21 protein-coding genes are annotated in these 21,137 nt (G+C 68.3%); 8 read left to right on the forward strand and 13 right to left on the reverse strand.

Translation table 11 applies throughout. The features are described 5' to 3' along the window. Positions 1-4: 4 nt before the first annotated feature. The gene (locus ACQP1P_RS33175) at positions 5-835 is read left to right on the forward strand and encodes a hypothetical protein (RefSeq protein ID WP_433076914.1); all 831 of its coding nucleotides are present in this window, start codon (positions 5-7) and stop codon (positions 833-835) included. Positions 836-926: 91 nt separating this feature from the next. Then, positions 927-4,211: a S8 family serine peptidase gene (locus tag ACQP1P_RS33180; protein ID WP_433076916.1), complete on the forward strand. Its 3,285-nt coding sequence runs from the start codon at positions 927-929 to the stop codon at positions 4,209-4,211. A 572-nt stretch (positions 4,212-4,783) separates the two neighbouring features. On the opposite strand, the gene ACQP1P_RS33185 is transcribed toward ACQP1P_RS33180, so the two are convergent. Genes ACQP1P_RS33185 through ACQP1P_RS33195 form a run of 3 tightly spaced genes read right to left on the reverse strand, consistent with a single transcriptional unit; the run spans position 4,784 to position 7,244 of the window. After that, complete coding sequence (locus ACQP1P_RS33185; protein ID WP_433076919.1) at positions 4,784-6,331, reverse strand: dolichyl-phosphate-mannose--protein mannosyltransferase; 1,548 nt, start codon at positions 6,329-6,331, stop codon at positions 4,784-4,786. Positions 6,332-6,354: 23 nt separating this feature from the next. Further along, positions 6,355-6,735 (reverse strand): hypothetical protein, encoded by a 381-nt coding sequence (locus ACQP1P_RS33190; protein WP_433076922.1) that lies wholly within the window; start codon positions 6,733-6,735, stop codon positions 6,355-6,357. Continuing rightward, a complete protein-coding gene (locus ACQP1P_RS33195) occupies positions 6,732-7,244 on the reverse strand; it encodes a SigE family RNA polymerase sigma factor (protein WP_433076924.1) in 513 nt (170 codons plus the stop codon). The genes ACQP1P_RS33190 and ACQP1P_RS33195 overlap by 4 nt, the downstream gene beginning before the upstream one ends. Positions 7,245-7,460: 216 nt before the next feature. Here ACQP1P_RS33195 and ACQP1P_RS33200 point away from each other — a divergent pair, with 216 nt between their 5' ends. Next, entirely contained in the window at positions 7,461-8,000 is a 540-nt protein-coding gene (locus ACQP1P_RS33200; RefSeq protein WP_433076927.1) for a hypothetical protein, read from the forward strand. Positions 8,001-8,325: 325 nt separating this feature from the next. Here ACQP1P_RS33200 and ACQP1P_RS33205 read toward each other — a convergent pair whose 3' ends face one another. The 4 genes from ACQP1P_RS33205 to ACQP1P_RS33220 all read right to left on the reverse strand — a co-directional run bounded on the left by ACQP1P_RS33205 (position 8,326) and on the right by ACQP1P_RS33220 (position 10,155). Beyond that, a complete protein-coding gene (locus tag ACQP1P_RS33205) occupies positions 8,326-8,550 on the reverse strand; it encodes a hypothetical protein (RefSeq protein WP_433076930.1) in 225 nt (74 codons plus the stop codon). Between the two features lie 45 nt (positions 8,551-8,595). Beyond that, on the reverse strand, positions 8,596-8,763 hold the full coding sequence (locus tag ACQP1P_RS33210) for a hypothetical protein (RefSeq protein ID WP_433076932.1): 168 nt from the start codon (positions 8,761-8,763) through the stop codon (positions 8,596-8,598). A gap of 153 nt (positions 8,764-8,916) precedes the next feature. Further along, positions 8,917-9,429: a WapI family immunity protein gene (locus ACQP1P_RS33215; RefSeq protein ID WP_433076934.1), complete on the reverse strand. Its 513-nt coding sequence runs from the start codon at positions 9,427-9,429 to the stop codon at positions 8,917-8,919. Positions 9,430-9,537: 108 nt separating this feature from the next. After that, positions 9,538-10,155, reverse strand: a complete 618-nt coding sequence (locus tag ACQP1P_RS33220; protein WP_433076936.1) for a TetR/AcrR family transcriptional regulator — start codon at positions 10,153-10,155, stop codon at positions 9,538-9,540. A gap of 68 nt (positions 10,156-10,223) precedes the next feature. Between ACQP1P_RS33220 and ACQP1P_RS33225 the strand changes: the two genes are divergently transcribed. Next, a complete protein-coding gene (locus ACQP1P_RS33225; protein WP_433076938.1) occupies positions 10,224-10,997 on the forward strand; it encodes an oxidoreductase in 774 nt (257 codons plus the stop codon). Between the two features lie 33 nt (positions 10,998-11,030). After that, positions 11,031-11,399: a VOC family protein gene (locus ACQP1P_RS33230; RefSeq protein ID WP_433076940.1), complete on the forward strand. Its 369-nt coding sequence runs from the start codon at positions 11,031-11,033 to the stop codon at positions 11,397-11,399. Positions 11,400-11,934: 535 nt separating this feature from the next. On the opposite strand, the gene ACQP1P_RS33235 is transcribed toward ACQP1P_RS33230, so the two are convergent. From ACQP1P_RS33235 to ACQP1P_RS33245, 3 genes are all read right to left on the reverse strand, one after another. Beyond that, positions 11,935-12,597: a hypothetical protein gene (locus tag ACQP1P_RS33235; protein WP_433076942.1), complete on the reverse strand. Its 663-nt coding sequence runs from the start codon at positions 12,595-12,597 to the stop codon at positions 11,935-11,937. A 615-nt stretch (positions 12,598-13,212) separates the two neighbouring features. Further along, positions 13,213-13,749: a cutinase family protein gene (locus tag ACQP1P_RS33240; RefSeq protein ID WP_433076944.1), complete on the reverse strand. Its 537-nt coding sequence runs from the start codon at positions 13,747-13,749 to the stop codon at positions 13,213-13,215. Between the two features lie 1,518 nt (positions 13,750-15,267). After that, positions 15,268-16,431 carry an IS110 family transposase gene (locus tag ACQP1P_RS33245; RefSeq protein WP_433074446.1) on the reverse strand — a complete coding sequence of 388 codons (1,164 nt, stop codon included), beginning with the start codon at positions 16,429-16,431 and terminating at the stop codon, positions 15,268-15,270. Positions 16,432-16,676: 245 nt separating this feature from the next. Between ACQP1P_RS33245 and ACQP1P_RS33250 the strand changes: the two genes are divergently transcribed. Further along, positions 16,677-16,814 carry a hypothetical protein gene (locus tag ACQP1P_RS33250; RefSeq protein ID WP_433076946.1) on the forward strand — a complete coding sequence of 46 codons (138 nt, stop codon included), beginning with the start codon at positions 16,677-16,679 and terminating at the stop codon, positions 16,812-16,814. 105 nt (positions 16,815-16,919) lie between these two features. Next, a complete protein-coding gene (locus ACQP1P_RS33255; protein ID WP_433076948.1) occupies positions 16,920-17,066 on the forward strand; it encodes a hypothetical protein in 147 nt (48 codons plus the stop codon). A 59-nt stretch (positions 17,067-17,125) separates the two neighbouring features. Here the strand turns inward: ACQP1P_RS33255 and ACQP1P_RS33260 are convergent, their stop codons facing one another. Both ACQP1P_RS33260 and ACQP1P_RS33265 read right to left on the reverse strand, forming a co-directional pair. Continuing rightward, on the reverse strand, positions 17,126-17,968 hold the full coding sequence (locus ACQP1P_RS33260) for an SHOCT domain-containing protein (RefSeq protein WP_433076950.1): 843 nt from the start codon (positions 17,966-17,968) through the stop codon (positions 17,126-17,128). An 898-nt stretch (positions 17,969-18,866) separates the two neighbouring features. After that, a complete protein-coding gene (locus ACQP1P_RS33265; protein ID WP_433076952.1) occupies positions 18,867-19,313 on the reverse strand; it encodes a hypothetical protein in 447 nt (148 codons plus the stop codon). A 227-nt stretch (positions 19,314-19,540) separates the two neighbouring features. Here ACQP1P_RS33265 and ACQP1P_RS33270 point away from each other — a divergent pair, with 227 nt between their 5' ends. Then, the gene (locus ACQP1P_RS33270; protein ID WP_433076954.1) at positions 19,541-20,011 is read left to right on the forward strand and encodes a hypothetical protein; all 471 of its coding nucleotides are present in this window, start codon (positions 19,541-19,543) and stop codon (positions 20,009-20,011) included. Between the two features lie 115 nt (positions 20,012-20,126). Here the strand turns inward: ACQP1P_RS33270 and ACQP1P_RS33275 are convergent, their stop codons facing one another. After that, entirely contained in the window at positions 20,127-21,104 is a 978-nt protein-coding gene (locus ACQP1P_RS33275; RefSeq protein WP_433076956.1) for a hypothetical protein, read from the reverse strand. Positions 21,105-21,137: the final 33 nt, after the last annotated feature.

The following is a 21,137-nucleotide window of genomic DNA, read 5'->3' on the forward strand; positions in this document are numbered from 1 at the left end:
TCACATGAACGACCTGGAGCAGCTCTCGGAACGGTTGCACGAACTCGTGGGGGCTCCCGCCTCGACGCCGCCGACCTACCGTCTCATGGAGCGCGGCCGGCGCGCTCGGCGCCGCAGGGCGGCTTTGGTGAGCGCGTCGCTGGCGGTCCTCGCGCTAGGCGGCGTGGCCTCGGTTGCTGTGGCCAACCATGCGAACAGACCGATCGACCGGCCGCACGCGGCGGCGACGGTCGCCGACCCGGGGATGGAACTGGTCGCAGCCATCGCCAACAGTCAGAACATCAGTTTTCAGCTGAAATCCACGGCGACGGGGCAGAAGGGCGGCGGAAAGCCCACGTTGCCGGCTGACACCACCGTCACGCTGAGCGCCTTCGACCCGGCCACGGCCACCGGTTATCTCCGGTCCGCCAATGGCAACTTCGAGTACCGCCTGGTCAACGGCGTGCTCTACATGGCCAACGGTTCTCAGTGGCTGCAGCAGCCGGGCAAGCACGACTCGCTGAACATGGATGAGGACAAGCTCCGCGGCGAGTTCACCGCGTCGGCCGACTCGCAGCAGCTCTTCGAAGCGCTGCGCGCGGGCGACGCCAAGGTGGACAAGACCGGAGCCGACACCTATCACTTCGAGGCGACCAGAACCAAAGACGGTGGCACCGTGAAGTTCATCGGCGACTTCAGCGTCGGCACCGACAAGCGGATCGCCAAGGTGACGTACGACTGGACCTTGACCTACTCGCAAGGCGGCTTCCACAAGTCTCACGTCGTCCTGGAGTACTCCGGCTACGGCGAACCGGTGACGGTCGAGGTGCCACCGAACCCGGTTCTCGTCGGCTGACGCCTGCCCTTTCGCGCATCACCACAGGCTGCCCGCGACTCGTACGGGTCGCGGGCAGCCTGCGCTTCGTACAGGCCCCAGGAGGAATGCAATGCATCGATTCAGAACGGTGGCCGTCCTCGGCTTGACAACGGCGCTCCTCACCGGACTGCCCGCGATGTCCGCGACGGCCGCGCCCCACGACGGCGGGGTCAAAGGTGCCAACGGGCGAACGATCACGCTGGTGACCGGCGACCGGGTGACCCTGTCACCCAATGGAGACGACGTCTCGGTCGAACCGGGACCGGGGCGGAAAGGGATGACCTTCGAGAAGGTGACGGCGTCCGGTCACATCCGCGTGGTACCCGCGGATGCCGGTGCGCTGCTCGCGGCGAACGCCGTGGACTCGCGGCTCTTCGACATCACGCAGCTGATGCACGACGGCTACGACCGCCGGGACTCGCTGCCCCTGATCGTCACAGGAACAGCAACCGCTATGCGCGCAACGCCCGGTCTCACCGGCCTGCGGGATCTGCCCGCCGTGAAGGCGACTGCGGTGAAGCAGACACGCGGCAAGGCCGCTGACTCGTGGCGGACATTGACCACTTCGGACGGCAAGCATCTGCGGTCCGGGCTCGGCAAGATCTGGCTTGACGGGGTACTCAAGCCGACGCTGGACGTCAGCGTCCCCCAGATCGGCGCGCCCGAGGCGTGGGCGGCCGGGTACACCGGGACCGGGACGACCGTCGCGGTGCTCGACACCGGCATCGACGACACCCACCCGGACCTCGCCGGGCAGGTCACCGAGCACGTCAACTTCACGGAGGGGTACGAGCCGGACGGTGACTTCGTCGGTCACGGCACGCATGTCGCGTCGACGGTGGCCGGCACGGGTGCGGCGTCCGCCGGGAAGTACAAGGGAGTCGCGCCGGGGGCGAAGCTGCTCGACGGTAAGGTCTGCGTTCAGGGCGGCTGCGCCGAGTCCTGGATCATCGCGGGCATGAACTGGGCCGCGTCGCGGGCGAAGATCGTCAACCTCAGCCTGGGGGGTATGGACACCGACGGGCTCGACCCGATCGAGCAGGCCGTGCAGACGCTCAGTGATCAGTACGGCACGCTCTTCGTGGTCGCTGCGGGCAACGCCGGCGGCGTCACGGAGGGGGCGATCAGCTCGCCCGGGACCGCGCCCGCCGCGTTGACCGTCGGCGCCGTCAACGACACGGACGCGCTCGCGGACTTCTCCCGCAGGGGACCGGGCCCGGATGGCTCGCTCAAGCCGGAGATCACCGCGCCGGGAGTGGATATCATGGCCGCCCGCGCTTCGCAGTCACAGCTGCCGGGCACCGCCTATACCGAGCTGTCGGGGACGTCGATGGCGACCTCGCACGTCACGGGCTCGGCCGCCGTGCTGGCCCAGCAGCACCCGGACTGGTCGGGTCAGCGGCTCAAGGCCGCGTTGATGGCGGCGGCTCAGCCCAACACCGCCTACAGCGTGTATACGCAGGGTGCTGGCCGGGTCGACATCGGCAGGGCCAGTCGGCAGGCGGTTACCAGCACCACGCCCGGGGTCTCGTTCGGTTTCCGCAGCTGGCCGCATACCAACGACACGGTCACCACGCGCTCGGTGACGTACCACAACGACGGTGCGCAGCCGGTGAGGCTGTCGCTGAACCTGTCCGGCACCCCCGCCAGGATGTTCACACTGAGCGCCTCGTCGGTCACGGTCCCGGCCGGCGGCGACGCCTCGGCGACGGTCACGGCGGACACCCGGGTCGGCCCCGACGGCCGCTTCGGCGGGTGGCTTACCGCGACTGCCGGTGACGTCGTCGTGCGTACGCCGGTGGTGGTCGACAAGGAGGTGGAGAGCTACGACGTGACCTTGACTCACCTGGACCGGTCCGGCGGCACTCCATCCTTCTTCGACACGACCCTGTCGCGCCGGGACGGCGACACCTACCAGCCCGGCGTGTGGGGTCCGGATCCGGACGGTACCGTGACGCTCCGCGTGCCCAAGGGGCACTACACGCTCACCAGCCTCCTCTTCCACAGCCCGGACGGGCCGAAGGGCGCGACCACCGGAGGCTACTCGACGTTGCTGGCCCAGCCCGACGTGGACGTCAGCCGCAACCTGACGCTGACGCTCGACGCACGGATCGGGCAGCCGATCGCGGTGAGCGTGCCGCGCAAGGACGCCCAGCAGTACGACGCCACCCTGGCGGCGTACACCCGGCGGCCGCACGGTACTGCGGGAATTGCCGTGCTTGGCAGCTCCTTCGATGGCGTCTACGCGGCGCAACTCGACCCCGCGCAACACGACGATGGCTTCATCTCGATCGTCTCGGGCCAGTGGGCTCGGGCCGACGCCGCCGGAAGCATGTGGAACAGCCCCTACACCTATGCGGTGTCCTTCCCGGTGCGCGGGCGGATGGTGACCGGCTTCGCGAAGACCGTCGCCAACGACGACCTGGCCAAGGTCCGGGCCGACTTCGCGCAGGTCGGCACGAACGCGGCCGGCTCCAAGCGGATCCGGTCCGGGCTGACTTCCTGGCAGGTCGGCAGCTTCGGCGCGTACCTCGGCTTCGACCTGCCGTTCAGCCGGACCGAGTACTACACGGCCGACCCGGACGTGACCTTCGCCGGTGACTTCACCGAGGTGTCCGCCGATACCGGCGAATACCGCAGCTCCGTGGGCTCCGCCGACTACATCTCCTATCGGACCGGCCAGCAGTACAACCAGAAATGGAACCGACCGGTCTTCGGCCCGGCACTGGCCAGCGCCCTCACCCAGGGCGTGACCCGGACTGGCGACAGCCTCGCCGCCGAGATCCCGTTGTACGCCGATGGCGACGGCCGCCCGGGATGGTCGGAGATCTCGTCGACCACGGCCGCGCTCAGCCGGGACGGGAAGCAGTACGACCTCCAGCTCGGCGACTTCGGCATCTGGAGCGCCAAACTTCCGGCCGATGAGGGGACCTATCGGCTGGAGTTCACGGCCGAGCGGGACGCCACGGTCTCGACCCACACGGCGGTTGCGTGGACCTTTCGGTCCAGGCACGTCGACGCCGGGCCGGCCGAACTGCCACTGTGGACGGTCCGGCTGACCCCCGACACCGACCAGTACACCGGCGTGCGAGCGAACGCGTCGCACAGGCTGAACGTCACCGCTGTACCGCAGAGCGGGGCGACGGTAGGTCAGTTGACCGAGCTGACCGTCGAGGTCTCGTTCGACGACGGGCGCACCTGGCGGGCGGTGTCGGTGGCCAGCGGCTGCGCCCAGATCCGTACGCCGTCCGGCAGCGGCTTCGTCTCGCTCCGCGCGACCGCCGCCGACAACGCCGCTAGCACCGTGACGGAGACGGTGATCCGGGCGTACCGCTTCGGCCGAGCCCTTCGTTGATCATGAACCTCGGGCACTGACACGCCCTTGACAGGGGCCTCAAGCTCGTTCGTCACGCCGGTCGACGAGCAGTAGCAGCACGACGGTGTGGTCGTCGGCGGCCACCGTGCGCAGGCCCGGGGTGCGCAGGCCGGCCACGGCCACGCTGTGCGCGCACCTGATCAAGCGACTTGCGAGGTCCGACTCAAGCATCGGCCACGCCGATTCGGAACAAGTCTGTTTTGGACTCAAGTGCCTCGCTGATCGTCCACATCGGAGAAGCTGCGCCAGGCCGCCGGTACGGTGATCGCGTCGACGAACCGGTGACGTGCCGCGAGTGCGAGCAGGGCCGCCATGACAACGGCGACGATCCCGCCGACGCCGGCTCGGGAGTCCCCGTCGGTGACGGCCGACCGGATCTGTCGAGAACATTGTGCGGCCCGTGAGAATGCATGGCTCACGCCCCGTCGTCGAGCCTTACTCGGTTCGAGGACCAGGCGCGCACGGTCGATCTCCGAGCGTCACGCCGGTGGTTGGAGTGCTGCTGAGCCGTAGCGTGCGTTCGGCCGCAGTGCCAGCCGGATGGGAGGCGGTCAGATCCAACGTGCACCGAGCCACATCCGAGCCATCCACTGTGCGTAGGTGATGGTGTCGCCGGTGTAGATCGGATAGAAGTAGGCGAAGTTGGCTGCTACCACGAGCACGTACCCTCCGGCCAGCACCGCACCGAGTGAGGATGCGGCTTTCGTGGACCTACGGATCAGGACCCCGGCCACGTAGACGACGCCCAGGATGAGGAAGGGTTCCGCGGGCGCGGCGTAGAAAGCGAACATGGTGCGGTCGAGCGCCTGGAAAGGCATCCACGGTACGATGCCGGCGCCCGCGCCGAGCCCGATCGCAGCTGCGCGCCAATCCCGGCGGCTGATGCCCAGCCACGCCAGGCCGACAAGGGCAGGGATGAAGGACCACCACAGCGCGGGGGTGCCGAGCATGAGCACCGTCGACATCGGACTCGTGGAGGTGCACGTCTCCGCGCAGGCCCACTGTACGAGGACGGGACGGCCGAGCAGCAGCCACTGCCACGGCCACGACTGGTAGCGGTGCGGGGTGCTGATGCCGTCGCTGGTGTGCAGCATCGCACGGTGGTAGTGGTAGAGGTTCTCCAGCGCGCCCAGGAACGGTGGTTCGGTCCGGCCCTGACTCTCGAGCCAATGCCGGTCCCAGCCGGTGTCCCCGGCCAGCCAGCCGCTCCAGGTGGCGAGATAGACGACCATCGCGATCGTGCCGAAGGCGAGCAGCCAGCGGCTCTCTTCGCGCATCATGGCCCGCCATGGCCGGGATACGCCGCCACTGCGGCGGGCGCCGGCCTCCCAGAAACAGATCAGGACAACGAAGGCGAGGGCGTACCACACCCCGCTCCATTTGACCCCCATCGCGCATCCGGTCAGTACTGCTGCAGCCAGCCGCCACCAGGGCATCGCCAACGGTGGCCGGTCGAGTCCCGCCCGCAATGCCCGCAGCCGCTGCAGCCGTCGCAGGTCGCGGTCCACGATGAGGCAGGCGAATGCGGCGAGCACGAACAGCAGCAGGAAGATGTCGAGCAATGCGAGCCGGGACAGCACCAGCTGCAGCCCGTCCAGTGCCATCAGCAGCCCGGCCGCGCAGCCCAGTACCGTGGAGCGGAAGAGCCGGCGTGCGGCCCGGACGAGGATCAGCACCGCCAGCGTTCCGGCCAGCGCCGACGGGATCCGCCAGCCCAGCTCGTTGTATCCGAAGACCTGCTCCCCGATCGCGATGAGCCACTTGCCGAGCGGCGGGTGCACCACGTAGCCCGCGGAGTTGGTGGCCTCGTCCCATTCCACGCCATGCCGCAGCAGGTTGTGCGCGTCGGTGGCGTAGTAGATCTCGTCGAAGAGCTTTCCGCGCGGCTGATCGAGACGAAGCAGCCGAAGCGCCGCGGCGATCGCCACCACGAAAGCGGTGGCGGCCCATGATCCCCACCGGTCGGCCGGCATCGGGGGCGCGAGCCTTCGAACCGTGATCGCGGGCACGGCGACAGCGGACACGACGGCGTCGCCGGCGGCAACTGTTGGCAGGCGCGCGAGGTCGGGGCCGGGCGCGGCGCCCTGCGGCGCCTCCACTTTCCCGCCCCGAGGGGGCCTTGTCACGACCGCCGAGTGGCTGGGCTCTGCCCCGCCGGTTCGGTGAGCGACGGCTTGGTGGGCGGCGGATCGACGTGGCTCGACCTGGACCGGGAGGTCTCCGGCAGCGCCGGTTCCGCCGTGTGCCGGGTGGGGACCGACACAGACTGGGACACGGTCAGCCCGGGGAGCGAGCCCGGACCCCGCGTACGGTCGGCGGCTGCCACAGCGACCGGGATGCCGATCAGCAGCGCTGCTACCAGGCTGATCGCAACGATCGAGATCGATAGCGTGCGGCGGCGCATGCGACGTACCGTCGCGGGCATGAGGTCCGCTTCCCTTGCCTCGGTGGCCAGCTCCTTGAACGACTCGCGGACCAAGTCGTAGATGGCGTCGTCGTTCACGTCCGTGCCTCCGTGAGCCAGTGTTCGTCCCCGAGTAGCTCCCGCAGTCGGCTGACCGCGCGGTGCGTGCGGCTGCGCACTGTTCCGACCGAACAGCCGAGCACCTGCGCGGCCTGAGTCTCGGTGAGGTCTTCGAAGAAGCGCAGCACCAGCACCGCCCGCTGGGCCGGGGGAAGCCGCAGCAGGTGTGCGCGCATCGCCAGCCGCAGGTCGACATGCCCGCTCTGGTCCGCCAGCACCTCGCGCGGCGGCTCAACCAACAGCTCTCGCCCTCGGGCCGAGCGGCGCCAGCGGCTGACCTGCTCCCTGTACATGACGGTCCGGATGTACCCCTCCGGATCCGCATGGCGCAGGGTCGACCACCTCGTCGCCGTCTTGACCAGGGCATTCTGCACCAGGTCCTCGGCGGCGTGCTGGTCACCGCCGCAGAGCAGGTAGGCGACCCGGATCAACGCCGGTGCACGGTCTGCGACAAAGGCACCAAACTGCCGCCGCGCGTGCTCGTCCACTGGGTCTCCCTGCAGTTGGCCGTCACAAGTACAGACGCTTGAGGGCTCCGCTTCTATCCGTCGTCACAAGCAAAAGTCGGGACGGCAATGGATCCGGGAATGCGGCCGTCGGGCCGGCTGGTGAATCGATGAGCGGGCACGTGATCTTGGCCTCGCCGGTGCGGTACCGTACCCGTCGTGGTTGACAGGGCTTCGCCTGAGTGGCGGGGAGCCGACGTGAGCGAGCTGCTCACCCTCGTGGAGGAGCCGCTGCCGCGCGCTGCCGACGCCTTCCGCTCCGCCATCCTCGATCTGCGCCATCACAGCCGGGCTTGTGAGCAACCGGGCATCAAGGAGTCGCAGTGGCGAGCGCGGCAGACAGTTCTGGCCCAGGCACACTACGCGGGCAGCGTGGCAGTGCAGAGGACCATCGACGATATCGCCGCCGTGCTCCACCGCATCTTCTGCGGGGAACTGGAGGCCCGCCAGTGGCAGGAGCTCGCGGACTGTCGCGATTCGCTCCGGCTGGCCTTCCTGGGAATTTATCTCTCGCGGGTCGACGAGGACCGGCTCCCTGGGCATGATCGGTTGCAAGCTGACCGGGACGACGCCGACGAGCAATGCAAGGACTTCACGGATCTTGTGCTGAGGATCGTGGCATCGGCGAATGCGGACGCTCCAGGTCCGCCGTCCAGTGAGCCGACCGGTCGATTGGTCAGGTGTGCGGACAAGCCGCGGGTGCAGTGTGGCGGCGCGCCCGTGTGTGGTTACCGGTAGAGACCGAGGGGCGTCAACACGATGCCAATGAGCGGACATGGGCTGTGCGCCGCATTCCCGCACGGCAGGCAGGCGAAGCCGTAGCCACATGGGGCCGGCCGCCGAGTTGCTCCATCACCTTCAACTTCCGGTCGCCCGTCCGGTGCCGCCAACGTTCCTGCGCCTCCATGGAGTCCATGGCGGTCACATCGACGATCCGGCTCGCACAGGCTTGGCCCGGCATCGTTGACATCGGCGCGAGGCGCAGTCGGCCTCTGTAGAGCGTCGGCTTCCCGGGTACGGGCCGCTGGCCCACGTCCCGGACATCGGGTCACGGGAGAGCCGGTCAGACCTGGTCGAACAGGTGCGCTGTCGAGGAGTAGCTGATCTTCCAGTCGGCGTAGACGCCGAGGACGCCGTCTCGCGTGCACCGAAGTCCCACCGAGACCCAACGTATTTCGCCGTCGGCTCGCCCGGCGAACCCCACGGCGACTTCGAACGACTCGTTGCCGCAGGGACATGCCGCCTCGCCGAGGTCCGCCTCGTCGAGCACGTCAGCGGAGTCGAGCATGATGAAGCTGGTGGCACATGACACGCACCGGCGCTCGGCGAATCCCTACTGGTCGTCGATCGCCACCTCGAACGTCGAGCCGCCGCACGCAGCGCAGCCGGCATGGACGACCCGTTCGACCGGATACCCGCCTGCGCCGTACTCGACAAGGTAGCCCTCGATGTCGCTGGCCTCGGTCCCGCGCCACCACTTGCCGCTGCTGTCGATCACCACCTCCGGAGCATACGGTTGCGCTGATCCGACGGTCGCAAGATCAGGCACGCTCTTCTGCCGCGTCTGGTGCGCGGAGGCCGGCTGGAGTTCGTCACAGCGGGTGACCGGCGCTTCCGCCAACGGTGGCCTGCATGCCGATGTCCGGGTCGATGGTCAGCATTCCGGGTATGGCGCGATCTCGGCGTCCCACTCGATCGCCGCCCGCATGAGTTGCTCTCGTGTCACCTCGCAATCGATCAGAAACGGTGCGCCGGCAGTAAGCCGGGATTGCCAGGTTGGCGCAAACTCCAAATCCAGGCCGATGCCGAGCACCACCGAGGCCGGTTTGGACCGCACCGGCACAAACGATAGGTTCGACTCGGTAAACCGCAGCTCGGCCGATGACTGCCCGGCATCGCCGCCCCCCGCCGACGCCGGGTCGCGTGCTTCGGCGACATCACGCGACCACCGCCCCAACCGCGGGGACTCGTCGCACGTCAACGCGGGGTAGCGAAACTTCCAGGAACCCGCAGCGCAGACCGCCCTCCCGTCGACCATGTGCCAGCTGCAACGTTGCGCCGGATCATCGGCATCCGGGAACTGGTATCCGACAACCCTCGCAACCACGCCGTAACCTTCGACGTCGATCAAATGCACATCGTCAGCATGCCCGACCCATCCGCTCATGCCGCGATCCGCTCGCTACGCAACGTCATGACTTGAGGATCGTCCGGCTCGCCGATCTGCCGAGAAGCGGATATCCGATCAGGGCTGAACGGGTCGGCGAACGGATGGTCACCTAGTTCTATGGTGTGCGTCGACTCGGCCTGCGTTGGGTACGCCGAACCGCAGGCCGTCGAAGAGGATCGCCGTGATGCGCACGGCTTCGTGCTTCCAGCCGTCCGTGGCGTGCATTCCGCAGACGCCGCCCAGCGCGCGCAGCATGGTGCGTCCGCTGACGTCGCCACGAATGGTGCCTTCTGCCTCGCCCGCCTCGAGCAGCTGATCGAGAGCTTGTGCCATCTGCGTGCGGGCGTCGTCGAAGACCGGTGAATCCGTCGCCATGATGCTCTGCAGTGCGACGGCCATCCCTTTGCCCACGGCTGCGTGCTCCACGAGCAGCAGCAGGAAGCGCCACAGTGCCTCGTCCGGGGCGTGCCGGTCGAGCAGGACCGCGGGGGCGGCGCACAGCTCGTCGACCTCCCGGCGATACACCTCCTCGACCAGGGCTTCGCGGGTCTCGAAGTGGCGATAGAGCGTTCCGACCGCCACGCCGGCTCGCCGGGCGATCTCTTCCACGCCGGCGTCGGCCTCACCCGCGAAGAACGCCTCCCGCGCCGCAGCCAGCAGCGACTCGCGGTTACGTCGCGCATCAGCACGCAACGGACGTGACGACGACAACACTGCCTCCATAATGTGAGTCCGACTCCGGTTATGCTACGTTTCCGGAGTCGGGTTCACTTTACTGGACGGGTTGCCTCATGACGATCTCTGAAGATGGCCTCAGCGGCCTTCGTGTGCTGGTCACCGGCGGCAGCCGAGGCCTCGGCGAGGCGACCGCCCGCCGGTTCGCCGCCGCGGGCGCGACGGTGCTGACCGCCTCGCGCGGCGCACCTCCGGCAGATTTGCCGGCCACCTTCATCCGGGCGGACCTCGCGACCGAGCAGGGAGTCGCGGATCTCGGCCGGCGGGTCATCGACAGTGTCGGCGGGGTGGATGTGCTGGTCAACAACGCGGGCGCCGCGAGCGCCCCGGCGCCGACGTTGCAGCGATCCGACGAGTCGTGGCATGCGGACCTGGCGATGAACCTGCTCAGCGCCGTCCGGCTCGACCGGGCCCTGGTCCCGGGAATGGTCGAGCGGGGCTCTGGCGTCGTCGTGCACGTCTCGTCGATCGCGAGCCGACTGCCGCAGCGCACCGAAGCGTCCTACGCCGCAGCGAAGGCGGCCCTCAACGCCTACAGCCGCGAGCTGGCGACCGAGGTGGGACGGCACGGAGTACGGGTCGTGTGTGTCCTCCCCGGGTTCGTCGCCACCGAAGGCGCCACCGAGCACCTGCAGCGGATCGCCGATCAGCACGGCACCGGCGTGGAGCACGTCAAGCAGCAGATCGTGGACCACCTGAACGTGCCGATGGGCCGGCCCGGCGATCCCGAGGACGTAGCGGAAATGATCGCGTTCCTCACCTCCAAGCGCGCGAAGTGGCTCACGGGAGCCGAGTTCCGCGTTGACGGCGGCATCATCCCGGTGGTCTGAGCCCAAACCGAGCAGGCAGGACGGAAAACGAACATGAACATCAACCTCAGCGCCGTGATCATCGACGCCGGCGAACTGGAAACCGAGAGCACGTTCTGGCACCGGTTGCCGGGCGGATCGATCGCGAAGACCCCAACCCACCACTTCCTCCGCATCGACGGGTTCCCCGCACTCGTGATCCAACTGGCTCCGGGACACGTCCCCCCGCAGTGGCCGCAGGGCAACGCCCAGCAAATGCATATCGACCTGACGACGGACGACCTCGCGGCTGCAGACAGGCTGGCTCTCGAAGCCGGTGGCCGCCGACTGCAGCCCACCGACGACGTCGACCCCGCCGCACAGAAAGGTGGCCGGGTCTACGCCAGCCCGGCCGGGCACCCCTTCTGCCTTCGATCGGCCTGAATACCGCCAGGCCCCCGGAAGACAAGATGCCGTCATGAGGTCGCACCGTCCAATGCCCGTCGCCTGCCGAGATCCGATGCAAGTAGCCGCGATCCGGTGCACCGAGGCCCGGAGCAGTCGCCGCCGGTGCAGCCGAGCTGGTGACTCATAGTGACGACGACGTAAAGGTGTGGCCTCTGGGTGGGACTTGTCATCGCCATCCGGCCGAACCGACTTCGTCCGCCGACGCCGGTGGATTCATCGAATCTGCCAAAATCGTCGAGAATCCTTGCCGACCCCGTCTCGCTCTACTTGTCGAAGCCCAGCTCACGGGTGCGCGCCAGCGACATGATCCCTGAGACATCGATGCGCAGCCCTACGTGCTATGCCGTATGTCCGGCTGCGGAGCGCCCAGGATTGTCTCAAGCTACATGTCGATTGCCAGATCAGCGCCATGATCAGCAGACACGATTCTTGAGACTGGACAGCCGCGGCGGCGGCAGTAGTAACGGCGGCTAAAGTTTCGCAGGCGCGGCCCTTGCGGCGCACCGCAGAATCACAGGCGACCGGCCAGGTCGAGTACCTCAGACAGTTGCTCGTTGGTCAGTCGCCGGGCGTCCCAGGCCAGCCGGGCGAGTTCTGTATGGTTACGGTGCAGGCGCAGATCAGTAGCCGCGGCGATTCCGGTGACAGCGGTCAGGTCGTCGCCGGCGATACCCAGCACCGTGGCGAACGCGGTCACGTACTGCGGCGTCAGCCGCGTACGGCCAGGTCCCAGCATTGCCATCGTGGAGTGCGCCACCATTGGGCCGCCGCCGATGAAGTACAACACCTTCGGGCTGTACGGCGCGATGTTGCGGTTCCAAAGGAGCCGCAACAGCAGCTCGCCGGCTCCCAGCGGATAGCTGGAGCGCGGCACCGGCGGCCACGCGGGCGGATGCTCCGGTAGCGACTCGACAGCCTCGTGCAACCGGCGCAGCGACTGCGGCGCCAGCTTGACCGCTCGCTCCAACACCGATCCGACGTGCCACGGCCTGGTACCGGTGGCCGGCACCAGATCCTGCGGCAGATCGAGTCCGGCGACCACGAACAGGTCTGCTGGACGCCAGCCGATCATCGGCGCCAGCGCCCGTACCATCGCTGCGCCGGCCGCACCGCCGGCCATCACCGTCTCGAGCTGCGGTCGCAGGGCACCCGCTGCCGGGCGACCATCGGCCACCGGTGCGTCAGCAGCCGCCTCAACGTGGTTCCGCTCTCGGCCCCAATCATCGCGGTCAGCGTAGCCATCCTCGGCGTGCGAACGGGTCGGAGCGGTGGGCGCCTGACCCTGACGGTCCGGTTGACCACGTTCACCGGACAGCGGAATCTGGTGCGAACGAGGCCGAGACCGGTCGATCTTGACTTCCGGACATGCCGCTGGTCGAGCGGCAGTCGGGTGTGGGTGGCTCTGGCGGTCGTGGGTAGGCGGCCGATGAGCGTTTACTGCTCGTTGGGTCGAGGGAGCGTCGGGGTTTTGCGGTCGTCGACCAGGCCGCTGCATGTTGACCGCGTCCACGACGGCAGGGTCGAGCAGCATATTCTTACCGCCGTTTCGCCCCGCGTAGACCGTGAAGACACGAACGGCGCGCCCGCCGCGGCGACTGGGTCATTGAGTACGGCAAACGGGCGCACCGCGGCCTCGAAGCAGGGCGAAGTTCTACCGCCAGTCATCAGTGTCCAGCACCAGGTAACGGCGACCGTTGATGTCCAGAACGTTCCCCTGGTCATCGTCATCGTCAGTACCGGACTACGTGCGAATCTCTCCTAGCAATCGTATGGCTGCGGCCACGTCGGGTCAGGAGCCGGTGACCTTGCCCGCCACGAACTGGGCGGCCTGCTGGACCGAACCGTCGGTCATGTACTGCAGGTGGGCCATCGAGTTTGCACCGTTGCCGCAGATCGGGTCGCCGAGGCTGCAGAACTCCTTGGTCTTGGGCCCGTAGACCGGGCTGCGCTGGGCGATGGTCTGGTGCAGGACGCCGAGCGGGTTGCCGAAGACCACCACAGCCGCCACCCGCGCAGCGAGTGCGGCCGGAATCGCCTCGCCGGCAGAAGCACCGAACTGGATGCCGATCGCGATGTCGGTGACGGTCGCGCCCTGGGAGTACCCCCCAATCACGAACCTGGTGCCCGGGCACGCCGCCGCGACGCTGCGCACGTGCCGGCTCATGTCCGTGGCGCCGGGCCCGGCGCTGGCCTGCGACGCGTCGGCGGCATAGTTCACGCCGTACGCGTTGACGGTGCGGCCGGGCAGCGCGGAGCGGATCGCGCCGACGAGCGGGGTGCCCAGCACACCGAGGCCGGAAAGGTCACCGGTGCCCCGCGCGAACACGACCTCAACATCGGCGCAGTTGCCCCCGCGGGTCGGGGCCCCGGCAGCCGGTGGCGCGGCGGATGTCGCGGCGAGGCTGGGTGCCGCACCGAAGCCGTCAACGCCCGGTTGGGCCGGCCACGACGCCGGCAAGGACGCCGGCCCGGGCTCCGGTTCGAAGGCATGGCCCGATCGGCCGCTGTACCAGGAGAACCACCGCTGCACGAGGCCGGCACCGGACCCGTCGTCGCCCCTGACCGACGCCGAGGCGAACGGCGCGATCAGTGCCCCACCTGCGAGCAGCGCACCCGTCAACATCGTGATCGCCATCAACCGGCGGGACCCTACGCGCCTCGACCTTGCCACTGAACATCCTCCACGAACACCGATCACATGCGCTTGCGGCACCCAGCGTCACGCCGTTCGGGCTGCTCAGGGAAGGTCTGCACCAGAACCTTAAGCCGGAAATCAAGGTCCCGAAAGAATCGGCACACTCAGTGCGGCATTACGCCGCCCGGCCCAACGGAATGTGGCGTCGCCTTTGCCGCTGCCCGCATTGATCAGGTGCACGCTCCGGCCGCGTCCGGCGCGCTTGGTGGTCGCTCAGCCGTTTTCCGTCCGTGGTGTTCTGGAGGCAATGTGACCGCGGACCCCGACTGGGGGCAACGCGTCCGCCGTTCCCACAACGCATCGGCGCCACGGAGCCTCTCAAACACGCTCCAAGCTCGACGGCCGCCCGCCGCCGGCGCCGGCCGATCGGCTCGGTGGCCTCACCCTCGTCGCGACCGGGCCGGACGCACAAACTTGAATGCCGCCATCGCCGTCTCGGTCAAGTCCGCCGTGGGGTGTCGGTGACCTCGCTCCGTCGAAAGTGCGAACGGCATCTGCGCCGGCACGTCGGCCGTCCAGGGTCACACGGACCGACCGACCATCAGTGCTCGGGCTACGGGGAGCACAGCTGCGTGCCCTTGAGCCACCGAACGTGCTTGATCACGTTTCGGCTCATGCCGCGACGCGCGCTATCGCGCCCGGTTCCATTACGGTGATGCAGCCAGCGCGTCGAGAACTGCTCGCTCAAGAACCGCAGCCGCCGGCCGGTCTGGGGTGACAGCCCATCGAATGTGCAGGTCGGCATGTCGCAAAGCATCCTGGGCCCACGCTGCGGCCCGCTTGGGCCGACCGGCAAGGAGTTCGTCAAGATGGGCTCGCACTAACGCGGGATCGGCCAGTGCACGATCCCGAACCGCCTCGCCCAGCCCGCTGACGGCAGCCTTGCCGCGGCAGTACACGGTGAGCCGACCGCGTAGGCCTTGACCGCGGCGTTCCCCGGCCATGCCGACGTAGGCGAGTTCACCGTCCGCTCCTTCTCGGGCCAGATACACGCCCGGAAGGCGAGGTGCGCTCAGAGCCGCATCATCGAAGGCCAGCCACGGCAACCACTCTGCCAGAGGCGCGATGATGGCGTCGGCTTGGATCGAATCAGCATGCCGGACTCGGCGAACCCCACCAAGGGCCACACGCATCTGGCGCCCCTCTTTGTCAAGCGGCGTGTGAGTTCGGTGTTCTAGGGTGGTGGTCGGCGGGTCCGGGAAGTGACTGTTCCGAAGTGTTGACCTCGGGGTTTGGGTCAGCCGCGCTGGATTGCAGAGTCGCCCCCGGTTGTCCTCCCGGGCCCGTCTCCAGCCGCTGGATATCGCCGAGCATGCGCCGGTAGACGACGTCGGACAGGCGCCGTTTCAGCGCCCGGATGGCTTCCATCGCGGTCTTGCCTTCGGCGAGGCGACGGCGGTAGTAGGCGCGGCCGAGCGTGTCGTGGCGGAGCTGGACGATGGCCATGATGTGCAGGACGCGGTTGATGCGCCGGTTCCCGGCCCGGGACAGGCGGTGGCGTTGCTGATCCCCGGACGAGGCGTCCAGGGGTGCGGTGCCGTTCCAGGACGCGAAATGGGCGCGGCTGGTGAAGCGGCGGATATCACCGATGTCGCCGAGCAGGCGGGCCGCGCCGGACGGGCCGATGCCGTTGAGTTCGAGCAGGCTGCTGCCGCTGTCGTTGACCAGCTCGGTCAGTTCCTGCTTCGCCGCTTTGATCTTCTTGTCGACCTGGACCAGTTCACCGACCAGTTCGGACGCCAGCCGGCGGCGGGTTCGCCCGACGAGGTCACGCGGCCGGATGGTGGCCAGCAGTGCTCGGGCCTGATCGGCGGACAGGAACGTCTTGGCTCCGCCGGGCAGCAGTTCCAGCAGAAGCTTGTGGATGCGGTTGACCAGGTCGGTCCGGGCCCGGCCGAGCTCGTCGCGGCGGTCCACGAGCAGCCGCAACACCACCGTCTCGTCGTCGGCGACAATGTGCCGCAATCCCTTGGTGCGCAACGCTGCCACGGCCACACTGTGCGCGTCGACCGGGTCGGTCTTGCGGCCGTTGCCGGTGGCGAACACCCTGGCCCGGGCGGACAGTTTCGGGGGCACGTCCACCACGGTCTCGCCGTCAGCGACGAGCCGCTGCGCGATGTGCCGGCCGATGCCGTTGCAGCCTTCCACCGCCCAGAGCCGTTCCGGATGCCGCCGGCCGAGAGCAAGCATCGCACGATAGCCGTCCCGGTCGGTGCCGAACCGATCACCCGCCAAGACCGTTTCCCGATCGTCGATGATCTCGATCGTCGCCGACCGTTTGTGCGGGTCCATCCCGATGATGACGCGTCCCACGCGTTCCTCCTCGCTGTGACCGAACCGGGGTTCAGCGGGAGGGCAGCGCTACTTTGAGCTGGGCAGTCCCCTCTGGAGCCACTCCACGCCGCGGTGACCGGCAGGGTGCATGCCAGATGAGAGCCACGCCCCAACCACAGACGGGCAGCCGCTGAATGCGAGCGACCCCACCGATCACCTCGACCAAGCCTGGCCGGGCTGCGGTCGTAGATCCAGTAAATAAGTAGCCGCTGTCTTTGCGCTGCGTGACGGGTCGGCGGGGCGTTGCGGCCACGGTCGTCGGCGTGACCGGCGGCCTGCCGTTCGACGCGCGCTGGCTGCCGTTGACCGGCGTCTTCGTCCTCGAACGGGTGCGGACGGTCCGCCGGGGCCGGCCTCGGTGACCTCGTCCTGGCGGCGCTGTTGCTGCCGGAGTGGCCGTACGAGCAGTGGCGTGCCGCCGTGTACTGGCGCGCCGCCTGGAAAACGGTTCGCGGTGCAGACCGCGAATGGATCATAGGACGAAGGAGATCGGCACGTGTACGGCGACGCTGCCGGTGATCGGCGTGTTCGTGGGCTGGCAGGTGGTGCTCGCCGTCACACTCATCCTGGGCGGTCTGGCCCTGCTCCGGCTGGTGCCGCGCGTGCGCGGCTGAGCTTTGGCAGCGGGACCCGGCCGGCGACGGCCCGGGCCCCGCTTCTCGCGCTGCGCCGATCAGATCCGGGACAGGATCTCGGCCTTCTTCGCCGTGAACTCCTCGTCGGTCAGGATGCCCGCGTCGCGCAGCTCACCGAGGCGGCGCAGTTGCTCGATCGGGTCGAGCGGGACGGCGCCGGACACCGGCTCGGCGGGCGGCGGCACCGCGGGGACCGCTGCCACCACAGGGACCGGCGGCGCGCCGTTGACGTAGTGGTGGGTGTTGGCACGCTGCTGGGCGAGCAGTCGGGCGTCGTGTACGGCGGCGTTGATCTTCGCCAGGGCGTCGCGCGGGCTGGGGACGTCCTCCAGCGTCACGAGCTCGCGTCCCTGTGGACGATTGACGTGCAGCACGAGATTGCCGACGTTACGGGCCTTCTGGGTGATCGACTGCGACATGTCGACGTCCATCAGGTCCACGATCGGGATCTGCTGGGCCCGGGTGGACAGGGCGCCCTTCTCGAAGTACAGCGTCGTCGCGGTGAGCTTGTAGCGCCCGGCCCCGATGCCGCTCAGCGGCTGCCCCTTGGCGGCCCACAACACGCCCGGCTCCAGAGGCTCCTGCGCCGGGACCGCCGGAACGCCCGGGACCGTAGCCATCGCGGCGGTGCGGGCGTCGTTCGCCGGGACGAAAGGCGCCGCGGGCGGTGCCGACGGCGCGGCGATGACGGGCGCCGACGGAGCGGAAATCACCGGGACCAGCGCCACGGCGGGCACCGGCGCAGACGGTACGACCTCGCCGGCGATCCACGGCACCGGCAGGTGCGGGCCGGTCTGCTCGGCGTCGGTGTCGACGATCAGCTGCCAGCCGGCGGGCGCAGGCGGCCACGTCGGGTCGGGGCGCCAACCGGGCTGCGGCAACCATGCTTCGGGGGCCGCCGGCCATCCCGGTGGAGGGTTGAACCGTCGTGCCATATGTGGTCCCCTTGTCGTCGCGCCATCTGTCATTACGCCGCCGAGCAGGGATTATCTGCGGGCGGGAATCCTGACCGTAGCAGCGGCGCGGCATCGGATCGATCACCGCTTCGGGTCTGATGTACCGCCCGCGCGGATCGGGACCATTTCGTCCGCGAAGACGACCGCGGGCGTCGTCCGGGACAGCGGCCATCTCGGCATCACCCGGCAGGCACTCCGGCGAGGTCCCACCCACTTGGACCGCGTGCGCCACGATCCGATTTCCCTTCGGCACGGTAATGGTGAGGTTGCTGTAGTCGTCCATGACTGGGCCACCATCGACAGTGCCGACACGTACGGGATCGATGATCTCGTGCCAAGTCACGAGATCGGGCTGATCAATCGCCCTCGCTGCCGCCCTCGGTCAATATTGGAGCTGTTCAGCCAGAGCCGAACAGCACGGGCCGGCCCTACGTCATCCCGGGCCGGTACAACTCGACCACGAGCCAGGCGATGGCTGGTGCCGCCTCCTGCGCGGCGTCTGCCTCCGCTCCGTCTCGGCAACGCACAACCGGCACTTGCCCTGCCTTGGACGTGCGCCGTCGACCAGCACGTACTGGGGATCCAACTCCTGGAGCGCCTCGGCCACAGCTTCTACCCCATAGCCGTAGAGGATGACGCCTCGCTGTTCCTCACCCACCTCATCAGGCTCCCGCCTGGCAGGTAGCTCGAACGAGTAGCGGATCAAACGTCCCCGCACGGCGGCGCACGCATTTGCCGCGATCCGCGCGCTACAGACCATGAGGGCACGGCTGGCGGTTCGGCACGCGACAGTAGCCGCGATGCGGCGCGACGCGTTGGAAAGTCACACTTCGGTCCTGGCCTGCCGCCACAGGCGCAAAGCGCGGTGACGTAACGGCTGGGGCAGCTGCGGATTGCTGCGCATCTCGGCGAGCACATCGAGGAGTCCGGTGGTTGGCCAGCCGGATTCGAGCCACGTGAGGGCAAGGCCCGGCCAGTAGTGGCCCCACGAGGTCAGCGCGAAGCGCAGCAGGGCAAGCAGCAGCGTTTCGCTCGTGGGGCTGGCCGAGGACAGTGTGGCGACGACATCGGCCGGCCGGCGCTCGAGCAGTGGCAGCAGCCACGCCAGGTGATCGGCGGCGGTGTGGACCTGCGCGTCGGCCGCGCCGTAGATGAGCCATTCGCCTGCGCCGTTCTCGACGAGCGCCAGACCGCGTTCGTTGACCACGATTCGACGGTTCTCGCCGGCCGGATACACCCAGCGGATCCCGCCACGCAGCATGTCGGTCATCGCGCCGTCACCTCACGATCTGCCGGTCGCAGGCGGGCGATCTCGGTTTGCGCACATGCCGCTCTTGGTGCGCGGCGGCCGGCCAACGCTCGTTACTGCGGGTAGCAGGGTCTGCGAGGACGAGCCTGCCTGTCAACAAAATGCCGAATTGCGGATGTTGGATCATCTTGGCAAGGAACAGCGCTCAGCCGAATGGGTGCGATCATGGTCGGGCTGAACGAGGGAGCGTGATGGCTTCACAGACTGATCTGGCGGCGGCGATCGCCGACCTCTGCGGGACCCGGTTCGTGAACGTCGGGCGCACGCTCAATATGGTCGAGGTCGGCTTCATGCGCGGCGACGACGAAGTGCGGCTGCACGTGCAGTGCCCATTTCGGCTTGTGCGGCACTCGAAGGTTCTGCTGGGCTCGACCGACTACCTGTACCCGCTCAAGGCTCACTCGGACCGCGCTGTTGCGTTTGACCGGTACGAGACGCAGTTTGATCGAAGGGCCCAGATATTGACGGAAGCGCTCGGCGACGGTCTGCCGGTGCGTGAGGCGCACCTTCGTGACGACGGCGCGTTCTACTTGGCCACCGCCGACGAACTGCGGATCGAGGTGTTTCCCGCGGTGTCGGGGCCGATCGAATGCTGGCGACTGTTCGTCAAGGGCTCCGACAAGCACTACGTCTATCCACCGGCCGCTGACGAGAACTGATGGCTACCACTCATCGCATACTCATTTGCCGCATTGCGCTTGCTGCCATGGTGTCGCCTGGGGTGCCGTGCTGACCGTGGCTGCTGTTACGGCCAGGTTCATCCGTCCCTGATCATTATCCGGTTCTGATCGCGATCTGGATCGCCACGAGTTCGCCGTTGGTGCCGATCTCGGCATGGGCCGGGAAGAAGCCGTCGCCGACAGACGTCATCGCGAACATGATGTCCGCGCCGCTGACGTGGATGGTGGCGGCTTCGTGCTCGGCCGCACGCACGCCGGCCATCACCTGCCAGTGGTGGGAGTGCGGCCGGAAGTCGAAGGCGAAGAGTCGACCCGCTGAGCTGTTGCGATGCGCGTCCAACGCGACTGCCTTGCTGTACGCCTCGCGGATCGGAACGTCGAGCCAGCCGAAGCCGTCAGCGCCGACCCGGCTCGCGCCGAACTCGGCTGCCACCGCTTCCTCGTCCCGGCCCCAAAAGACGACATCCGCCATGCCGTCCATCGCGTCCTCGTGCACCCATGCGTTCAACGCATCAGCGTCGGCAAAGACGAGCCGAGCGTTGTCGACACCGATTCGACCAAGTTCGCGCCGCTGCGCCGCCGGGCCGGTGCTGACCTCGAGGCGGATATGTCGCCAACCCCAGTCCTCGTCAGGCGATGCAGTGACCCGCAGCGGCCGATCGGTCGGCACCCCACCGATCACGATCACCGGCACACCACTGACCAGAAAACTCGGCTCGCCATCAGCGACAGCCCGCCGTACCCGTTCGCGGTGCGGGACCTGGCCCTCGAACCGCCGTAACGCAGCCGAGTGGCGATGCTCGCGACAGTGCTCGTCGAACAGTGCGGTGAAATCCGCGGCGCTGCGCTCCGGAATGTCGTACAGGGTGCGGCCGACCTGCCGATCGAACGATCGCGCGGCCGTCTCCGCGTCGGTCCCGACGATCTCGAAGTCGACCCCCGGCGGAATGTCGTCGGGACGCTGTTGCTCGGGCGCACGGTCGCCGGACCACAAACCCAGGTACCCGCCATCCATAAGGACCAACTCACCCGACGGGCAGGTGATCGCTCCCAGCGTCACGATCTTCGTCACGACCCGAAGCATAGGAGCCCTCAACGCCTGCCC

This window comes from Dactylosporangium sp. CA-052675, assembly GCF_050947935.1.
In the GTDB taxonomy this organism is placed as follows: domain Bacteria; phylum Actinomycetota; class Actinomycetes; order Mycobacteriales; family Micromonosporaceae; genus Dactylosporangium.